General features: G+C 69.8%; 18 protein-coding genes. 12 read left to right on the top strand and 6 right to left on the bottom strand.

The window, feature by feature from the left end:
• Positions 1-30: 30 nt before the first annotated feature.
• The 4 genes from NPA30_RS03160 to NPA30_RS03145 are packed head-to-tail and all read right to left on the bottom strand — an operon-like array spanning position 31 to position 5,517.
• Positions 31-1,116: a LacI family DNA-binding transcriptional regulator gene (locus tag NPA30_RS03160; protein WP_256800889.1), complete on the bottom strand. Its 1,086-nt coding sequence runs from the start codon at positions 1,114-1,116 to the stop codon at positions 31-33.
• Positions 1,113-2,882, bottom strand: coding sequence for a CRTAC1 family protein (locus tag NPA30_RS03155; RefSeq protein WP_256800888.1), 1,770 nt, complete (start codon positions 2,880-2,882; stop codon positions 1,113-1,115). Before NPA30_RS03155 ends, NPA30_RS03160 begins: the two co-directional genes overlap by 4 nt.
• Positions 2,879-4,294, bottom strand: coding sequence for a di-heme oxidoredictase family protein (locus NPA30_RS03150; RefSeq protein ID WP_256800886.1), 1,416 nt, complete (start codon positions 4,292-4,294; stop codon positions 2,879-2,881). Before NPA30_RS03150 ends, NPA30_RS03155 begins: the two co-directional genes overlap by 4 nt.
• Positions 4,291-5,517, bottom strand: coding sequence for an ROK family protein (locus NPA30_RS03145; RefSeq protein ID WP_256800885.1), 1,227 nt, complete (start codon positions 5,515-5,517; stop codon positions 4,291-4,293). Before NPA30_RS03145 ends, NPA30_RS03150 begins: the two co-directional genes overlap by 4 nt.
• A 227-nt stretch (positions 5,518-5,744) precedes the next feature.
• Between NPA30_RS03145 and xylF the strand changes: the two genes are divergently transcribed.
• From xylF to NPA30_RS03090, 11 genes are all read left to right on the top strand, one after another.
• A complete protein-coding gene (xylF, locus tag NPA30_RS03140) occupies positions 5,745-6,737 on the top strand; it encodes a D-xylose ABC transporter substrate-binding protein (RefSeq protein WP_256801550.1) in 993 nt (330 codons plus the stop codon).
• Positions 6,738-6,929: 192 nt separating this feature from the next.
• On the top strand, positions 6,930-8,243 hold the full coding sequence (locus NPA30_RS03135) for a sugar ABC transporter permease (protein ID WP_256800884.1): 1,314 nt from the start codon (positions 6,930-6,932) through the stop codon (positions 8,241-8,243).
• An 83-nt stretch (positions 8,244-8,326) separates the two neighbouring features.
• A complete protein-coding gene (locus NPA30_RS03130; protein ID WP_256801549.1) occupies positions 8,327-9,079 on the top strand; it encodes an ATP-binding cassette domain-containing protein in 753 nt (250 codons plus the stop codon).
• A gap of 118 nt (positions 9,080-9,197) precedes the next feature.
• On the top strand, positions 9,198-9,599 hold the full coding sequence (locus tag NPA30_RS03125) for a VOC family protein (RefSeq protein ID WP_256800883.1): 402 nt from the start codon (positions 9,198-9,200) through the stop codon (positions 9,597-9,599).
• A gap of 338 nt (positions 9,600-9,937) precedes the next feature.
• Entirely contained in the window at positions 9,938-10,795 is an 858-nt protein-coding gene (locus NPA30_RS03120) for a D-amino-acid transaminase (protein WP_256800882.1), read from the top strand.
• Between the two features lie 31 nt (positions 10,796-10,826).
• Entirely contained in the window at positions 10,827-11,390 is a 564-nt protein-coding gene (locus NPA30_RS03115) for a biotin transporter BioY (RefSeq protein WP_256800881.1), read from the top strand.
• 56 nt (positions 11,391-11,446) lie between these two features.
• A complete protein-coding gene (locus NPA30_RS03110) occupies positions 11,447-12,112 on the top strand; it encodes an energy-coupling factor ABC transporter ATP-binding protein (RefSeq protein WP_256800880.1) in 666 nt (221 codons plus the stop codon).
• Complete coding sequence (locus NPA30_RS03105; protein WP_256800877.1) at positions 12,109-12,702, top strand: energy-coupling factor transporter transmembrane component T family protein; 594 nt, start codon at positions 12,109-12,111, stop codon at positions 12,700-12,702. The genes NPA30_RS03110 and NPA30_RS03105 overlap by 4 nt, the downstream gene beginning before the upstream one ends.
• 99 nt (positions 12,703-12,801) lie before the next feature.
• On the top strand, positions 12,802-13,791 hold the full coding sequence (locus NPA30_RS03100; RefSeq protein ID WP_256800876.1) for an ABC transporter substrate-binding protein: 990 nt from the start codon (positions 12,802-12,804) through the stop codon (positions 13,789-13,791).
• A gap of 21 nt (positions 13,792-13,812) precedes the next feature.
• Entirely contained in the window at positions 13,813-14,589 is a 777-nt protein-coding gene (locus NPA30_RS03095) for an ABC transporter permease (RefSeq protein ID WP_256800875.1), read from the top strand.
• Positions 14,537-15,295 (top strand): ABC transporter ATP-binding protein, encoded by a 759-nt coding sequence (locus tag NPA30_RS03090; protein WP_256800873.1) that lies wholly within the window; start codon positions 14,537-14,539, stop codon positions 15,293-15,295. The genes NPA30_RS03095 and NPA30_RS03090 overlap by 53 nt, the downstream gene beginning before the upstream one ends.
• Positions 15,296-15,302: 7 nt before the next feature.
• Here NPA30_RS03090 and queC read toward each other — a convergent pair whose 3' ends face one another.
• Positions 15,303-16,016, bottom strand: a complete 714-nt coding sequence (gene queC / locus NPA30_RS03085; protein WP_256800871.1) for a 7-cyano-7-deazaguanine synthase QueC — start codon at positions 16,014-16,016, stop codon at positions 15,303-15,305.
• An 85-nt stretch (positions 16,017-16,101) separates the two neighbouring features.
• Here queC and NPA30_RS03080 point away from each other — a divergent pair, with 85 nt between their 5' ends.
• The gene (locus tag NPA30_RS03080) at positions 16,102-16,707 is read left to right on the top strand and encodes an LOG family protein (RefSeq protein ID WP_256800868.1); all 606 of its coding nucleotides are present in this window, start codon (positions 16,102-16,104) and stop codon (positions 16,705-16,707) included.
• A gap of 33 nt (positions 16,708-16,740) precedes the next feature.
• On the opposite strand, the gene rarD is transcribed toward NPA30_RS03080, so the two are convergent.
• Entirely contained in the window at positions 16,741-17,661 is a 921-nt protein-coding gene (gene rarD, locus NPA30_RS03075; RefSeq protein ID WP_256800866.1) for an EamA family transporter RarD, read from the bottom strand.
• Positions 17,662-17,752 lie beyond the last annotated feature (91 nt).

Genomic DNA, 17,752 nt, shown 5'->3' with positions numbered 1-17,752 from the left:
TGCGAGCTGCCCATGAACTGGACAATCTGCCTATGAGGTACGTACCTCATCATCGCCCTGCGCAGCAAGCGGTGGCGGTGGACGCGGCAGGTTGTCGGCAAGAAGAATTTCGATCCTGATGTCTTCCTCGTCCTCGAACAGCGGCGCCGTGCCGAGGGCCGAGACGAGGATCCGCAATGCCGAACGCGCTTCGTGCCCCGGGCTCTGCGCGATCAGCGCGTCCAGCTTGCCGGACAGGAGCAGCGGCCGGGTTTCGTCGGTCAGCTCGTGGCCGATGACGATCGGCCGCCGGAACCCTTCTCCGAGTGCGGCCGCGACGCCGGTATTGGCGGCGCCTGCGTTGTAGATCCCGACGATGTCGTTGCGCTCCGAGACAAGCCCCGCGACCACCTCCCGCGTCGCCTCCACGTCGTCGCGCCCCTCCACCAGCGAGACGATGGCGACGTGCGGGAACCGCTCGGACAGCACCTGCTGGAAGCCGGTGAGGCGGTCGAGATGGTCGCTGAGGCCGAGCGAGCCGACGAGCACCGCGATGCTCTGGTGACCGGGTGGAATGAAGCGGGCCATCAGCGAGCCGGCGACCCGGCCGGCGGCCTTGTTGTCGATGCCGACATAGCGCAGGCGCCGCGAATCCGGCACGTCGGACACCAGCGTCACGACCGGCAGGCCGGCTTCGCTCACGGTGTTCACCGCCTCGCGCACCAGCGGATGGTCGAAGCCGACCATCGCCAGGCCGTCGAAGCGGCCGGGCAGGTCGAGGAGGCTTTCGGAGAGGAGCCGCGGCGAGAAGACGTCCGCCTCCACGACCTCGACGGCGACGCGGCGCTGGCGGAACTGGCCGGCCGCCTTGTGCGCCGCTGCGGCCAGTTGGCGCATGAACGGGTTCTCGCCGCGCGGCAGGACGACGCCGAGCCGCAGCGCCGCGTTGCCGCCCTTGGCCAGCGCCGCCGCGCTGTGATTGCGCTGGAAGCCGAGCCGTTCGATCGCGGCGTCGATGCGCGCCCGCGTCAGCGCCGAAACCCCGGCGCGGCCGTTGATCGCGCGGTCGACGGTGGCGAGACTGACGCCGGCCTCGCGGGCGACGTCGGACAGGGTCGGGAACTGCGCCTCGCTCATTGCACCTGCGCTCCCTCGCGCCTGCTTCCTTCGGCGGCCACGGCCGTCGCGCCCTCCGCCGCCGACTGCCGCTCGCCCGTCGTCAGCGCGGCCGCCGGCTGCCCGGGAGGCTGCGTTTCGGGCTGAGCCGGATACCAGTAGCGCGCCTGCGGCTTGTCCCGCTCGATCAGCACGAAATTGTTGGCAAAGACCCGGTAGGGATGGCTCCAGTCGCCGTCCGGCCACTGGATGCGGATCTCCGCCCGCTCGGCCGTGCCGACGCCGACATGCACGAAGCCGGCCTCGCCCGATGCGTGCCCGCCGCCGACATGAATGGTGCGGTTGAGGGTGCGCGTGCCGATCTTGACGTTGACCCGCGCGCCGATCGCATCCGGGTTGGGGCCCTTCTGCGACACCGCGATCTCGATGAAGTTGCCGAGCGGACGGTGGCCCCAGTCGGTCGCCGCGCCGAGATTGCGGAACAGGCTCGCCGGCTGGCCGCGGTTGACGACGAGAAGGTCGAGCGCGCCGTCCATGTTGAAGTCGGCGACGACCGCGCCCCGCCCCTTGGTCGGCAGGGCGATGCCCGCTGCCTCGCCGCGCTCGACGAAGTGACCGTCGAAGCGGCCCATCAGGAGGTTGTCGGGGTCGTAGGAGGCAAAATCCGGCATCGCCTCGACATTGCCCTTGGCGATGAAGAGGTCGAGCGCGCCGTCATTGTTGAAGTCGGCGAACTCCGAATGCCAGCCGGTGGACGGTCGGCCCTCGTCGTGGACGTAAGGGCGGTGCGCCGTCGCGCCGCGCTGATAGGCTTCGTCGCGATAGGTCGGCTCGTCCTCGAACTCCCGGTCGAGGAACTGCAGCTTGGTGTCGCCCATCGAGGTCAAGGCGTATTCCGGATAGCCGTCGCCGTCGATGTCGCCCTCGGCGATGCCCATGCCCCAGATCGTCAGATGTTGCCAGCCATCGGCCTTGCGATAGGGTCGCGGCGCCTCTCCGGGATCCAGCCGCCAGAGCTGCTCCTCGCCGCCGCGGTAATACTGCCGGTCGTTGGCGACGCGCAGCGCCCACTGCCCTGACTTGTTCCAGTCGGTGAACAGCATGGAGAGGGCGCAGAAGCCCGGCCGAAGCGCGGTCGTCTCGCCATAGTCCGGCGTCCCGCCCTCCTTCGGGCGCAGGAGGTCGTTGTCGGCGCAGGTGCCCCAGGGCGAACCGGGCGCGGCCCGATCGACATAGTTGCCGAAGGCGAGCGTCGGAAAGCGCTTGCCGGCCTCGAAGATCGCCGAGAAGGCCGTCGTCCAGGCCCGCCCGCCCTCGTAGTTCCAGAGCGTGTTGGCCTTGGTGAAGCTGCATCCGGGTCCGCCCTTGAGCAGCAGATTGCGCCCGACGCGCAGGAGCACGAGGTCCTTCCAGCCGTCGCCGTCGATGTCGAGCGGATAGGCACCGGTGACGTCCACGAGGTCGCGCGCCTCGACGTCGATGGCTTTTGCGGCAAAGCGCAGCGGTCCGCCGATCGCGCTCGCGTTGACGTAGAGCGTCGCCGGCGACTTGCCGCCGGCAAGGAACACGTCGGGCAGCCGATCGCCGTTGCAGTCGAAGCTCGCGGCGCCGCCGCCGACGAAGAACTCCCACGGGCCGGTGTACTGGTGGTCGATGCCGGCCGCGACCGCCTCCTCATGGAAGTTCGGCGTGTCCATCGGGAAATCGGCAGGCGCCGCATCCTCGGCCCGAGCGGCGGCGGGCGCGAGCAGGAGGAGCAGCAGGAGCACGGCGGCGCGGTGTCTCATGGCTCGATCCTCAGCGTCTTCAGCCAGGCGATCAGGGCCGAGCGGTCGTCGTCAGGAAGCGCCGCATAGGCCTTGGCGCTGTCCGCCGCGTCGCCGCCATGCGCCCGGATCACCTCGTCCAGCGTCGTCAGGTCGCCGCGATGGCCGTAGGGCGCCGTGTCCGCGACGCCCCACAGTTCGGCGGTCATGAACACGTCGCGCTCGACGAAGCGCTGCGCCAGCGTCTCGTTGCCGAGCGCGGCGACGCGCTGGTCGGCGATGCGGTGGCGCTTGAGATCGCCGAACAGCGGCACGAGCACGCGGCCCTCGGCGTCGCGCGGCAGGCTCTTCGCCCAGTCGAGGCTGGCGAGATCGAGCGTCGGCGGCTCGGCGACGTCGCCGCGCCGGAGCGTCCCGGCCATGTCCACCGGGCCGGGATCCTGGAAGGCGAGGCTGTCGAGCGGCAGCGCCGGCTTATGGCAGCCGGTGCAGCCGGCCTCTGCGAAGACCGCCTCGCCCCGCAGCGCCGCGGCCTGCCAGCGCGCATCGTCCGGGACCTGCTGCCGGGGCGGCGGCAGCGTCGCTTGGAAGGCGACGAGGGCGGACACGTCGCCCTCCTCGATCTCGTCCGGCTTGCCGTCGCGGTCGTGGTCGCTGGTGCCGGTCCAGCGCCCGCCGAAGCGCTCGTCCGCCTGCATCCCGTGATGCTGGTTGAGCGCGTTGTCGGTGAACTGGCGCAGCGAGGTCATCACGCCCTTCTGCGTGAAGGGGCGCACGACGAGATCGTCGTCGACGCCGTCGAGCTTTGCCAGGTCGACCGAACCGTCCGGCAGGGCGGTGATGCTGCCGAAGGCGACGCCCTTGCTCGACAGGGGCCGCGTCACCGGCGCGCCGCCGGCGCGCGCCTCCCGCAGGGCGGCCGCACGGATGCCGGCGAGATCGGCGGACATTTCCCGCGCCAGGAGTTCGATCAGCCCGGAGCCGAAGAGATGGACGGTGCCGCGCTCGTTCGAGAACTGCGGGTCGAGGCTGTCGAAGTCGGCGCTCTCGAAGCCTTCGGTGACGAAGGCATTGACCACGAAGCCGCCGGCCCCGCCGCTGACCGGCTCGTTGTGGCAGGAGGAGCAGGCATTGGCGTCCGGTCCGGCCAGCCGCTGGAACGGGAACTCGACCGGGCGCTTCCGCTCCGTCGGGACGATGGCCATCGTGGCGAACGGCCGTCCCGCTCCATCGTTGACGGTGAAGCGCGCGTCGAACAGCGCCCGCCCCTGCAGCGCGAAGGCTCTCAGATCCTCGCCGGACAGCGTGCCGTGCAGGCGGGACTGATCGATGTGGCCGCGAACCGCATGCTCGCTCCAGGGCACGTCGTCCTGCGCGCCCGCCGATGACGCGAAGCTGAGGAACAGCGCGAAGGTCGGGATGAAACGTCTCATTCGGCCGCCTCCTCGACGGGTCCGCTCGCGGCGGTCGAGAAGGCCTCGTCGAGCGCGGCGAGCGCCAGCGTCGTGGAGGCTTCCAGCGTCACCTTGTCGACGTCGGACATCACGACGAACGGCGTGTCGGCGCCGATGCCGTCGATGGCGCTCGCCTTGATCGCCCGGCGGATCGAGACCTCCAGGAGGTCCATCGCCTCCGCGCCGGAGCCGATAAAGACCACCGGCAGCGGATCCATCAGCGTGAACAGCCGGCCGAGGCCGTAGCCGATCGCCTCGCCCGCCCGCTCGAAGGCAAGGACGGCCGCCGTCTCGCCCTCGCGCGCGGCGTCGGCGAGGTCCTTCATCGCCGCGTCCGGCACGCGCTTCTCGAACAGCGAGGGTGAGGCGCCCTTGGCCGCGCGCCAGATCGCATAGTCGCCGGCGTAGGCCTCGATGCAGCCGCGGTTGCCGCAGCGGCAGAGATCGCCGCCGGGAATGTGGTTCAGATGCCCGAACTCGACCGCCGAGGACTGGGCGCCGCGAAAGGTGCGGCCGGACAGGCGCAGGCCCATGCCGACGCCGAAGCCGATGAACAGCACCGCGAAATCGGGCGACCCGATTTCGTTGCCCCATCGGAACCGCTCCGGCATCACCCCGCAGTCGTTGAGCACCCGCACGCGGGCGCCGGTCAGCGCCTCGAGCGGGGTGGCGAGATCGATGCCCCTGGGCTTGAGGATCGGCGACCAGATGATCCGCCGCTCCGCGCCGTCGGTGACGCCCTGGACGGTGGCGACGACCTGCCGCAAAGGGCCATGCTGCGGCGACAGCGTCTCCAGCCCGTCCGACAGCACGGACCGGGCGAGTGCCACGAAGGCGTCGGCCGACAGCGCCGACAAGTCGACGTCGCGGCGCAGCGCGGCCAGCACCTGCCCCTGGTAGTCGGCGAGGCTGACGGCGATCTCGCCGACGCTGATCTTCAGCACGGCGACACTCGCGGCCGCGCCGCGCAGGTGCAGCCCCACCTCGGGCCGGCCGCGGCTGCGCTGGCGATCGACCGGCTCGCTCTCCGACAGGATCCCGACCCGCACCAGATCGCTCGCGATCGATGACGCCGCCGACAGCGACAGACCGGTGACGGCGCTCATGCGCCGGCGCGTCGACACGGGCTGGTGGCGGAAATGATCGATGACGAGACGCCGGTTCTGTGCCCGCACAGCCTCGGCATCGGCCTTGGACAGCATGTCGTTCCTCCCACGCCGCGCGTTGCCCGCTCCCACAGGCCGCGACGCCATTTGCAGCCACGTTGACACGGATCGGAGAACCTGTCACGATTTTTTCCGAGGCTTGGAATAAGTCTCCTCGTCCGGATGGGAGAGTTCGGATCCATTTTATCGAGGCGCTGCCTCTGGGAGGATTTGCGATGAACGTTCTGAAGACTGCGCTTGCGGGCGCGGTGTTTTCGCTCGCCATGATCGGCGCCGTGCAGGCGCAGGACGGCAAGGTGGTCGGCGTGTCCTGGTCGAACTTCCAGGAAGAGCGCTGGAAGACCGACGAAGCGGCGATCAAGAAGGCCCTCGAGGCCGCCGGCGCCAAGTACATCTCGGCCGACGCCCAGTCGTCCGCCGCCAAGCAGCTGACCGACGTCGAGGCGCTGATCAACCAGGGCGCCGACGCTCTCATCATCCTGGCGCAGGACTCGACGGCCATCGGCCCGGCGGTGCAGACCGCCGTCAACAACGGCATCCCGGTGATCGGCTACGACCGCCTCATCGACAACAAGGACGCCTTCTACATCACCTTCGACAACAAGGAAGTCGGCCGCATCCAGGCGCGTGAGGTGATGAAGGCCCAGCCGGAAGGCAACTACGCCTTCATCAAGGGCTCCTCGGCCGATCCGAACGCGGACTTCCTGTTCTCGGGCCAGATGGAGATCCTCAAGGACGCCATCGATTCCGGCAAGATCAAGAATGTCGGCGAGGCCTACACCGATGGCTGGCTTCCTGCCAACGCGCAGCGGAACATGGAGCAGATCCTGACCGCCAACAACAACGAGGTCGACGCGGTCGTCGCCTCCAACGACGGCACCGCCGGCGGCGCGATCGCGGCGCTCGAGGCGCAGGGTCTGGCCGGAACGGTGCCGGTGTCCGGCCAGGACGCCGACTTCGCCGCGCTGAACCGGATCGCCAAGGGCACGCAGACCGTGTCGGTCTGGAAGGACTCGCGCGAGCTCGGCAAGCGCGCCGCCGAGATCGCGCTGCAGCTCGCCGACGGCAAGACGATGGATCAGGTCGAGGGCGCCAAGACCTGGGACAGCCCGAGCGGCCAGTCGCTCGAGTCGATCTTCCTGACCCCGGTGGCGATCACCAAGGACAACCTCGGCACCGTCATCGACGCGGGCTGGGTGAAGAAGGACGTCGTCTGCCAGGGCGTCGAGGCCGGCAAGGTTTCGGCCTGCAACTGACGCAGGAGAACACGGGCGGCCGCGCATCCCGCGCGGCCGCCCGCGCCGTTTCCAAATGGCCGCTGCGCAGCGGCCATGTGCAAGACGAGCCTCGACCGGCCGGGGCCATTTCCGCTCGCCACCCTGCGTGCGGCAACGAGGAGCGGACGGGAGCGCCCGACCCGCACCGAAAGACCCGCCAGGGAGGCGGCCATGACTGAAATGACCTCCGAAGCGCCGGTCCGCACCAAGACGGTGAAGGGCGAGAGCGGCTTCAAGCGCGCCCTGCGCGCCACCGAGATCGACACGCGCATGCTCGGCATGATCGGCGCGCTGCTGGTGATCTGGATCGGCTTCCACGTCCTGTCGAACGGCAACTTCCTGACGCCGCGCAACCTGTGGAACCTGTCGGTGCAGACCGCCTCGGTCGGCGTGATGGCGACCGGCATGGTGCTCGTCATCGTCACCCGCAACATCGACCTGTCGGTCGGCTCGATCCTCGGCGTCACCGGCATGGTGATGGCGGTCGCGCAGACCCAGTATCTCACGCCGATGCTCGGCTTCAACAACCCGGCCGTCTGGATCCTGACGCTGATCGTCGGCCTCGTCTGCGGCCTCCTGATCGGCGGGCTGCAGGGCTTCATCATCGCCTATCTCGGCGTGCCCGCCTTCATCGTCACGCTCGGCGGCCTCCTGATCTGGCGCGGCGCGGCCTGGTGGGTCGCCTCGGGCAAGACGATCCCGCTCACCGACGACAACTTCAAGCTCCTCGGCGGCGGCAGCGACGGCTCGATCGGCGAGACCTGGAGCTGGATCTTCGCCGCCGTCGCGCTCGTGGTGGTGCTGTTCGGCGCCTGGAACGCGCGCCGGCAGCGCCAGCGCTTCCAATTTCCGGTGAAGCCGGTCTGGGCCGAGGTGACGACGCTCGTCGTCTCCGCCGTCGCCATCATCGGCGCCACGATGGTCGTCAACGCCTATATGCTGCCGGGTCCCCTCGCCCGCCGTTACGCCCAGGCGAACGGCATCACCATCCCCGAGGGTGGCCTCGACATCGCCTTCGGCTGGGCGGTGCCGGTGCTCCTCTTCATCGGCGTCGGCATCGCGATGACCTTCGTCGCGCGGCGCACCCGCTTCGGCCGCTACGTCTTTGCCATCGGCGGCAATCCTGAGGCCGCCGAGCTCGCCGGCGTCAACACCCGCCGCGTCACCATGATGGTGTTCATGCTGATGGGCATGCTCGCCGCCGTGGGCGCGGCGATCTCGACCGCGCGCCTCTCCTCGGCGACCAACGCCCAGGGCACGCTCGACGAGCTCTACACCATCGCCGCGGCGGTCATCGGCGGCACCTCGCTCGCCGGTGGCGCCGGCACCATTGCCGGCGCCATGCTCGGCGCACTGGTGATGCAGAGCCTGCAGTCGGGCATGGTGCTGCTCGGCCTCGACACGCCGCTGCAGAACATCGTCGTCGGCGCCGTCCTGGTGGTCGCCGTCTGGCTCGACACCGTCTACCGCAGGAGGGCCGCATGACCGAAGCATCGATGGCGGAAATCGCCGATCACGGCCCGGGCCATGCCTCGGTGGTCGACCGCTCCGGTCCGGCGCTGGTCGAGATGCAGGACATCTCGATCTCCTTCGGCGGCATCCACGCCGTCGACGGGGCCTCGATCGACCTTTATCCCGGCGAGGTCGTCGCCCTGCTCGGCCACAACGGCGCCGGCAAGTCGACGCTGATCAAGATCCTGTCGGGCGCCTACAAGCGCGACAACGGCGAGATCCGGGTGAAGGGCGAGACGGCCACGATCACCAACCCACGCGACGCCAAGGCCTATGGCATCGAGACGATCTACCAGACGCTGGCGCTGGCGGACAACGTGGACGCCGCGGCCAACCTCTTCCTCGGGCGCGAGATCATGACCGCCTGGGGCACGCTCGACGATGCGGCGATGGAGGCCGAGGCGCGCAAGGTGATGGGCCGCCTCAATCCGAACTTCCGCCGCTTCAAGGAGCCGGTGAAGGCGCTCTCCGGTGGCCAGCGGCAGTCGGTGGCGATCGCCCGTGCGATCCTCTTCAACGCCCGCATCCTGATCATGGACGAGCCGACCGCCGCGCTCGGCCCGCAGGAGACCGCGCAGGTCGGCGAGCTGATCAAGCAGCTGAAGGCCGACGGCATCGGCATCTTCCTGATCAGCCACGACATCCACGACGTGTTCGACCTCGCCGACCGCGTGGTGGTGATGAAGAACGGCCAGGTGGTCGGCAGCGCGATGACCTCGGACGTGACGAAGGACGAGGTGCTCGGCATGATCATCATCGGCAAGGTGCCGCCCGGCGCGACGCCGGGGCCGGGTGCAAGCCGCGACTGACACGCCCGCCGGCCGCCTGCGCAGGCGGCCGACCGGGGCTGAGCCGACGCGGCCGCTGTGCTGGAAACGGCGCCTCCGGCCGGGCGGTGACCGGCGGAAAGCAGCGCAGGAGGCCTGTGTGGATCACGAACATCTCGGCCGGCTGATCGACCACATCCACGTTCGCTGCCGGGACTTCGCAGCGGCGAGCCGCTTCTACGCCGCGATCCTCGCCGCGCTCGGCCGCGACCTTACGGTCGAGGGCGACCACGCCTTCTGCGACGAGTTCTTCCTTGATGCCGGCCCGACGCCAAGCCGCATCCACCTCGCCTTCCAGGCAGGGAGTGAAGCACAAGTCTCCGCCTTCCACGCCGCAGGACTCGCCGCAGGCGGGCGCGACAACGGTGCGCCGGGGCCGCGCGACTATCATCCCGGCTACTACGCCGCCTTCCTGCTCGATCCCGACGGCAACAACATCGAGGCCGTCTGGCACGGTCCGCGCCGGCGCTCGGCAGAGGCCGTTACGGTGACGCGGAGCTGAGCCAGCCGGCGCACGGTCGGCAAGACGGCCGTGTGTCTGCGGCTGCGTCGCCTCCTCATTGCCTGCCGGTGTCTCCCACAAACAAAAATGGCTTCTCCCTCCGGCAATGACGTGCATCGGGCGTCGCGTGCCGGCTCGCTGTAGTCTTGCCAGACACGGCCACTCCTCTCCCCGCGAGGCGAAGGACCGGCGACTGCGGAGTTGGGGACGTGAACCAGCGCGCGCGCCGCCCGCGTAGCCGCGGCTGTTGATTGCGAGCGGTCGAACGCGCTAGTGCTCGCGCCGAAGGGCCGGAACGCTGCGATCATCGAAGCCCCGGCGCATGCGAGGGCTGAGCCATGAGCCGCACCGTCTACGTCAACGGGCAGTACCTGCCGGAAGGCGACGCCAAGATCTCGATCTTCGACCGCGGCTTCCTCTTCGCCGACGGCGTCTACGAGGTCACCTCCGTGGTCGGCGGCAAGCTGATCGACTTCTCCGGCCACATGAAGCGGCTGCGCCGTTCGCTCGGCGAACTCGAACTGACCTCGCCCGCGACCGACGAGGAACTGCTCGTCATTCACCGCGAGCTGGTGGCGCGCAACGCCGTCGACGAGGGCATGATCTACATGCAGGTGACGCGCGGCGCCGCCGACCGCGACTTCGCCTTCCCGCCCGAGGGCACCCGCCCCTCGCTCGTCCTGTTCACCCAGGCCAAACCGGTGCTGCAGAGCGCCTCCGCGACCCGTGGCTTGAAGGTCGTCTCGGTGCCCGACCTGCGCTGGGCGCGGCGCGACATCAAGACCGTGCAGCTCCTCTACCCCTCGATCGCCAAGATGGAGGCCAAGCGCCGCGAGGCGGACGACGCCTGGATGGTCGAGGACGGCTTCGTCACCGAGGGCTCGTCCAACAACGCCTACATCGTGACCGAGGACGACGTCATCGTGACCCGGGCGCTGTCTCAGTCGATCCTCCACGGCATCACCCGCGCAGCCGTCCTGAAATATGCTGCGGAGGCCGGGATGCGTGTCGAAGAGCGCGCCTTCACGATCGAGGAGGCGAAGGCCGCCAAGGAAGCGTTCGTGACTTCCGCGTCCGCCTTCGTCACCCCGGTGATCGAGATCGACGGCGCGCGCGTCGGCGGCGGCCAGCCCGGCCCGGTCGCGCGGCGGCTGCGCGACATCTACATCGCCGAGAGCCTCGAGCGCGCCGAATAGGGCGCCGTTCCCGATCTGGAGTGTCGAGCGTATGACCACCCGGGACATCGTCCACATCGCCCTGTTCGCCGCGCTGACGGCGATGCTCGGCATCTTCCCCCCGCTGACGATCCCCGTACTCGCCGTGCCGATCACGGCGCAGTCGCTCGGACCGATGCTGGCGGGCGGCGTTCTCGGCGCCAAGCGCGGCACGCTTTCGACGCTGCTTTTCCTGGTGCTCGTCGCGGTCGGCCTGCCGCTCCTGTCGGGCGGGCGCGGCGGGATCGGCGTCTTTGCCGGACCCACGGCCGGCTTCCTCGTCGGCTGGGTCTTCACCGCCCTCACGGTCGGCTTCCTGACCGAGCGCTTCTGGAGCCGCCTCACCTTCGTGCTCGCCTTTCTGTTCAGCGTCGTCGGCGGGATCCTGGTGCTCTACCTGATCGGCCTCAACTGGGTGGCAATGGTCGCCGGCATCCCGCTCGGCCGCGCCTTCCTCGCCTCCGCCGCCTTCATTCCCGGCGACGTGATCAAGGCCGGCATCGCTGCAGCCGTCATCGTCACGGTGCGGCGGGCCTATCCGATGATCCAGCCGGCCGCGGCCCTCGGACGCCGCTGACCCTGTCGAGCGCAGGCACACTCATCGAGCCGAGCGATCCCGCCTCAGCCATCGTCATGGAGACGGTCGCGCTCGAGCGCGGCGGCCGGCCGGTTCTCGCTCGCCTCGACCTCTGCCTGACCGAGCGGCGCATCGGCGTCATCGGCGCCAACGGCTCGGGCAAGAGCAGCTTCGCGCGGCTGCTCAACGGCCTGCTGGCGCCGACCGGGGGGCGCGTCACCGTCGACGGGCTCGACACGGTCAAGGACGCCAAGGCGGTGCGGCGGCGCGTCGGTTTCGTCTTCCAGAACCCCGACAGCCAGATCGTCTATCCGACGGTCGGCGAGGACCTCGCCTTCGGCCTCAAACCGCTGAAGCTTGAAAAGGCCGAGGAAGCCCGGCGCATCCGGCTAATCCTCGAACGCTACGGCCTCGCCGGAGCCGAGGATCGCCTGGTCCACGAGCTCAGCGGCGGCGAGCGGCAGCTGGTCGCGTTGGCCGGTGTGCTCATCATGCGCCCGTCGATCCTCGTCCTCGACGAGCCGACGACGCTGCTCGACCTGCGCAACACCCGGCGGCTGATGGCCGCGATCGATGCCCTGTCGGAGCGGGTGGTGATGGTGACGCATGATCTCGATCTCCTCGCCGGCTTCGACCGTGTCCTGCTCTTCGACGAAGGGCGTCTCGTCGCCGACGGCGCGCCGGCGACGGTGATCGAGCGCTACCGCGCGCTCCTTGCATGATCGGCAGTCTGTATCTGCCGGGACGGAGCCCGCTGCATCGCCTTCCAGCCGGGCTGAAGGCCGCGGCCCTGCCGGTCTTCGGCACGGTCCTCTTCCTGGTCGAGCGGATCGTGCCGCTCGCCGCGGCGCTCGCGCTGGTCATCGCCCTCCACGCGCTCGCCCGCGTTCCGCCGCGCCTCGTGCTGCGCCAGCTGCGGCCGGCCGCGGGAATTCTCCTCGTCTTGTTCCTCAGCCAACTCTGGCTCGCAGACCTCTCCGAAGCCACCGTTCTCGTCCTGCGCTTCGTCGTGCTGATTCTCGCCGCGGCGCTCGTGACGTTGACGACGCGCAGCGCCGATCTCGTCGCCGCGCTCGAGCGGGCCCTCAGACCGCTCGGCATGCTCGGCGCCGACCCGCGCAAGTTCGGCCTCGCGATCGCCCTCACGCTGCGCTTCATCCCGGTGCTCGCCGTGGTCGCCGAGGAGGTGCGCGAGGCGCAGCGCGCCCGGGGCCGCGATCGCTCCATTCTCGCGCTCGCCGTTCCCCTGATCGTGCGCACGCTCAAGCTCGCCGACGAGGTCGCCGAGGCGATCGACGCCCGGGGCGGGTGACGGCGCCCGTTCGTTCGTCTGCCTGACGAGGTGACGCCGGCGACGGAAGAGCATAAGCTTCTCGCGGTGGGCACGGCATGACGTTCAGGGAGGATCGTCATGATGCGCCTGCTTTTGGCCGCTCTCGTCGCGGCCGTCACGACGATGGCGTCACCGCCTTCAGCCGGTGCCGCCGACACCACCATCCGGGTGGGTGTTCTGAAATTCGGCACGGTCAACTGGGAGCTCGACGCGATGAAGCGCGCCGGGCTCGACGAGAAGCACGGCATCGACGTGGATATCGTGCCCTTCGCCGGCGAGGACGCGACGGCGGTGGCGCTCCAGGCCGGCGCGGTCGACGTCATCGTCACCGACTGGCTCTGGGTCTCGCGACAGCGCTCGGAGGGCTCAGACCTCACCTTCGCCCCCTATTCGACCTCCGTCGGCTCGATCATGGTGCCGCCCGACGGCGCCGTGAAGACGCTGGCCGACCTCAAGGGGAAGCGGATCGGCGTCGCCGGCGGCCCGCTCGACAAGAACTGGCTGCTGATCCAGGCGCTCGCCAAGCGCGAGACCGGGCTCGATCTGTCGCGCGAGGCGGACGTCGTCTACGGCGCGCCACCGCTTCTCGCGGAGAAGATCCGGCAGGGCGAGCTCGACGCGGTGCTCGACTTCTGGAACTACGCGGCGCGGCTGGAGGCCGAGGGCTACCGCACGCTGATCAGCGGCGAGGATGCCGCCGAGGCGCTCGGTACCACCGGTCCGGTGGCGGCCATCGGCTATGTGTTCCACGAGGGCTGGGCAAAGGAGCATCCGGACCTTGCGCGCGGCTTCGTCGCGGCTTCGCGCGAAACCAAGGCGCTGCTGAAGACGTCGGACGCGGAGTGGGATGCGCTGGCGCCGCTGGTGAAGCCCGACAACGACAGGACGCTGGCGGTGATGCGCGATCGCTATCGCGAGGGTATTCCGGAGCGGCCGATCGGCGAGGAGACGGCCGACGCCGACCGGCTCTACGCGATCCTGCGCAAGATCGGCGGCGAGCGACTGGTCGGCAAGGGCGAAACGCTCGCCCCGGGCACCTACTGGTCCGGCCTCGACAACGGCAGCTGAGGCGATCGGGTGCCGCTCGTGATGCCCCGCTCGCGACAGCAGCGGCATGGATCTTCTGCGCCGCTGACGCTCCTGTCGCTCGCCGCACTGGTTCTGGTGTGGTGGGCGGCGGCGGCGATCGCGCACAGCCGCGTGTTGCCGCCGCCGTCGGCGGTGCTCGAGGTCGCGCTCGCCGACCTGCGCAGCGGCGAGCTGCCGTTCCATCTCGCCATGACGCTGATGCGCGTCGGCCTCGCCTTCGCCGTCGCCATGACCGTCGGCTCCGCCGCCGGCATCGCGCTCGGCCTCAACCGCACCGCCGATCGGATCTTCGACCCGTGGCTGATCCTGTTTCTCAACGTCCCGGCGCTGGTGATCGTGGTGCTCGCCTACATCTGGTTCGGGCTGAACGAGGCGGCTGCGATCGGCGCGATCGCCGTCAACAAGATCCCGAACGTCATCGTCACGCTGCGCGAGGGCGCCCGCGCGCTCGACCCCGCCCTGTCGGAGATGGCGCGTGTCTACCGCTTCGGCCGGATGAAGATGCTGCGCCACGTCGTCCTGCCGCAGCTGCAGCCCTATGTCGCCGCCGCGTCGCGATCCGGCCTCGCGCTCCTCTGGAAGATCGCGCTGGTGGTCGAACTGCTCGGCCGCTCCAACGGCGTCGGCTTCCAGATCAACCTCTACTTCCAGCTCTTCGACGTGGCCGGCATCCTTGCCTATACCCTCGCCTTCGTCGGCATCATGCTTCTGATCGAGTTCCTGCTTGTCCAACCCCTCGAAGCCCGTGCCACGCGCTGGCGCCTCCGGCCCGCTTGACGTCCGCATCGACAGCAAGGTCTATCGCGCCGCCGACGGCACCCGGCTGACGGCAATCGACGCGCTCGCCTTCACGGCGGCGGCCGGCAGCTTCACGGCCCTGATCGGCCCCTCGGGCAGCGGCAAGACGACGACGTTGCGGATCATCCTCGGCCTCGACGCCGACTATGCCGGCCATGTCGTCCTGCCGCGGCCGGATGCGCGTGTTGCGGCGGTCTTCCAGGAGCCGCGGCTCCTGCCCTGGCGGAGCGTCGAGGAGAACGTCCGGCTGGCGTTGCCCCCGGATCGCATCGGCGCCGAGCTCGGGCCCCTGTTCGACACGCTCGGCCTTGCGGACCACCGCACCCGCTATCCGGGCGAGCTCTCGCTCGGCCTTGCCCGCCGCGCGGCGCTGGCGCGGGCCTTCGCAGTCGAGCCGGACGTCCTCCTTCTCGACGAACCCTTCGTCTCGCTCGACGAGATGACGGCCGGACGGCTCCGGGTTCTCCTGGCTGAGGTCTGGGCGGCCCGCCCGACGACGGCGCTGATGGTGACCCACAATCTGCGCGAGGCGGTGGAGCTCGCCGACCGCATCCTCTTCTTGACCGAGCGGCCGGCTCGGCTGCGCGGGTCGGTCGAGCTTGCGACGCCGCGGTCCGGGCGTGACGCGGCATGGCGCGAGGCGCGCCTGCGGGAGATCGACGCGGCCTTCCCCGGCATCCTGTGAGCTTCGGTCAGCCCGCCGGCTCGGCGGCGAAACGCCGATAGCCTTCGGCCCTCAGCGCGCAGGCCGGGCAGGCGCCGCAGCCGTAGCCCCAGTCGTGCCGGTGCGCGCGGTCGCCGAGGTAGCACGTGTGCGTCGCCTCACGGATCAGGTCGACCAGTGCCGCTCCGCCCAACTGCTCGGCCATCCGCCAGGTCTCGGCCTTGTCGATCCACATCAGCGGCGTGTCGATGACGAGCCGCGTCTCCATGCCGAGGTTGAGCGTCGCCTGCAGGGCCTTCATGGTGTCGTCGCGGCAGTCGGGATAGCCGGAGAAGTCCGTCTCGCAGACGCCGGTGACGAGATGCTTCAGGCCGCGTCGGTAGGCGAGCGTCGCGGCGAAGGTCAGGAACAGGAGGTTGCGGCCGGGCACGAAGGTGTTCGGCAGGCCGTTCGCCTGCATGGCGATGGCGACGTCCTGCGTCAGCGCGGTGGCGCTGACCTGGCCGAGCACGGAAAGATCGAGCAGCGTGTCCTCGCCGAGCCGCGCGCTCCACGCCGGAAACTCCTCGCGCAACCGGCCGAGCACGACCTGCCGCGCCTGAAGCTCGACCCGGTGGCGCTGCCCGTAGTCGAAGCCGAGCGTCTCGACGCGGTCGAAGCGCTGGAGCGCCCAGGCGAGGCAGGTCGTCGAATCCTGGCCACCGGAAAACAGCACCAGCGCACCCTGTCCATCATCTGTCATCGTCGCTTCTCCAGTCGCCCGAGATCCTGGGCCGTCCCAGCCGTTTTGCCTTGACCGCGCCGCGCGCACAGCCGAGGTTCCGGCGATGAACACGATTCGCTCGATCTGCGTCTATTGCGGCTCTTCGCCCGGGCGTCACCCCGACTACCTCAAGGCCGCCGAGATCCTCGGCACGGCGATGGGCGAGGCCGGCATCCGGCTCGTCTATGGCGGCGGCACCAAGGGGCTGATGGGCGCGGTGTCCGACGCGGTCAAGGCGGCGGGCGGATCGGTCACCGGTATCATCCCGCGCTTCCTGATGGCCAAGGAGGCGACCGAGCGCGAGCTGCAGCGGCTCGACGAGCTGATCATCACCGAGGACATGCACGAGCGAAAGCACATCATGTTCGAGCGCGCGGACGCCTTCGTTGCGCTGCCGGGCGGCATCGGCACGCTGGAGGAGCTGATCGAGATCATGACCTGGGGGCAGCTCGGCCGGCATCGCAAGCCGATCGCGATCGCCGACGTCGGCGGCTTCTGGCGACCGCTCGCCGGCCTCCTCGATCACATGCACGGCGAAGGCTTCATCCACACCGCGCATCAGGTGCGGCCGCTGGTGATCGAGCGCGCCGAGGAGATCGTGCCGGCGATCCTCAAGGCGGCGCCGCCGCCGCCCGCCGAGGGCGACGAACGGGTGATCGAGAAGCTGTAGCGCGCGCTCCGCGTGCTTCTCGGGGCGCCACCTTCAGGACGGTAAAGGTCGCAAGGCCGCCCGGCGCCGCTCGCGGCGCAGCGCGAGCAGCGACCAGATGTAGAAGCCGACGCCGGTCCAGATCAGCGCGAAGGCCGCGAGCTGCCAGGCCGAGAACGGCTCGCCGAAGACGAACACCGCCATCACGAACAGGAGCGTCGGCACCAGATATTGCAGGATGCCGAGCGTCGAGAAGGACAGGCGGCGGGCGCCGGCGGCGAACAGGATCAGCGGCACCGCGGTCAGCGGGCCGGCGCCGACGAGCAGCGCGGTGCGGCTGGTTTCGCCGAGGAAGTGGCCGTTGCCGGCAGTGCCGAGCCAGAGGACGTAGAGCCCGGCCGGGACGGACAGCAGCACCACCTCGACGAAGAACCCTTCGGTCGCGCCGACCGGGAGCAGCTTGCGCAAAAGGCCGTAGCTGCCGAAGGTCAGCGCCAGGACGAGCGAGATCCAGGGCAGGCCGCCCGCCTTCACCGTGAGCATGATCACCGCCAGCGTCGCGAGGCCGACGGCCACCCATTGCAGGCGCGACGGCCGCTCGCGCAGGAAGACGGCGGCGATGACGACGTTCAGCAGCGGATTGATGTAATAGCCGAGCGCCGCCTCCAGGCCCTGATTGGAAACGATGGCGTAGACGTAGACGCCCCAGTTCAGGGTGATCAGCGTGGCCGTCAGCGCGGCGAGCGCCACCCGGCGCGGCGAGCGGAACAGCCGGAGGGCGTCCCCCAGCTTGCCCGCGACGAGCAGGATGAGCGCGGCGAACGGGACGGCCCAGAGGATGCGGTGGGATACGATCTCCGGCGCCGGCACCCGGTCGAGCAGCTTCATGTAGAGCGGAAAGACCGCGCCCCAGATCGCATAGGAGCCCGCCGCGAAGGCGAAGCCCTCGGCGCTGTCTTCGGTTGGGGTGGACATCGGAGAACTCGCCGCTGCAGGGCCGCGCAGGATTGGGCGCGGGAGAGCGCTTGAACGCTTCGGCAGCGGGCGTGTCAACCCGCGAACCGCC

This window comes from Mangrovibrevibacter kandeliae, from assembly GCF_024519155.1.
GTDB classification, from domain to species: Bacteria; Pseudomonadota; Alphaproteobacteria; order Rhizobiales; family Rhizobiaceae; genus Mangrovibrevibacter; species Mangrovibrevibacter kandeliae.
This window is presented reverse-complemented; position numbering and strand designations above follow the sequence as displayed.

Coding starts and splice junctions, on each gene's coding strand:
- NPA30_RS03160 (WP_256800889.1), bottom strand. CDS start 1,116: ATGAGCGAGGCGCAGTTCCCGACCCTGTCCGACGTCGCCCGCGAGGCC.
- NPA30_RS03155 (WP_256800888.1), bottom strand. CDS start 2,882: ATGAGACACCGCGCCGCCGTGCTCCTGCTGCTCCTCCTGCTCGCGCCC.
- NPA30_RS03150 (WP_256800886.1), bottom strand. CDS start 4,294: ATGAGACGTTTCATCCCGACCTTCGCGCTGTTCCTCAGCTTCGCGTCA.
- NPA30_RS03145 (WP_256800885.1), bottom strand. CDS start 5,517: ATGCTGTCCAAGGCCGATGCCGAGGCTGTGCGGGCACAGAACCGGCGT.
- xylF (WP_256801550.1), top strand. CDS start 5,745: ATGATCGGCGCCGTGCAGGCGCAGGACGGCAAGGTGGTCGGCGTGTCC.
- NPA30_RS03135 (WP_256800884.1), top strand. CDS start 6,930: ATGACTGAAATGACCTCCGAAGCGCCGGTCCGCACCAAGACGGTGAAG.
- NPA30_RS03130 (WP_256801549.1), top strand. CDS start 8,327: ATGCAGGACATCTCGATCTCCTTCGGCGGCATCCACGCCGTCGACGGG.
- NPA30_RS03120 (WP_256800882.1), top strand. CDS start 9,938: ATGAGCCGCACCGTCTACGTCAACGGGCAGTACCTGCCGGAAGGCGAC.
- NPA30_RS03115 (WP_256800881.1), top strand. CDS start 10,827: ATGACCACCCGGGACATCGTCCACATCGCCCTGTTCGCCGCGCTGACG.
- NPA30_RS03110 (WP_256800880.1), top strand. CDS start 11,447: ATGGAGACGGTCGCGCTCGAGCGCGGCGGCCGGCCGGTTCTCGCTCGC.
- NPA30_RS03105 (WP_256800877.1), top strand. CDS start 12,109: ATGATCGGCAGTCTGTATCTGCCGGGACGGAGCCCGCTGCATCGCCTT.
- NPA30_RS03100 (WP_256800876.1), top strand. CDS start 12,802: ATGATGCGCCTGCTTTTGGCCGCTCTCGTCGCGGCCGTCACGACGATG.
- NPA30_RS03095 (WP_256800875.1), top strand. CDS start 13,813: ATGCCCCGCTCGCGACAGCAGCGGCATGGATCTTCTGCGCCGCTGACG.
- queC (WP_256800871.1), bottom strand. CDS start 16,016: ATGACAGATGATGGACAGGGTGCGCTGGTGCTGTTTTCCGGTGGCCAG.
- NPA30_RS03080 (WP_256800868.1), top strand. CDS start 16,102: ATGAACACGATTCGCTCGATCTGCGTCTATTGCGGCTCTTCGCCCGGG.
- rarD (WP_256800866.1), bottom strand. CDS start 17,661: ATGTCCACCCCAACCGAAGACAGCGCCGAGGGCTTCGCCTTCGCGGCG.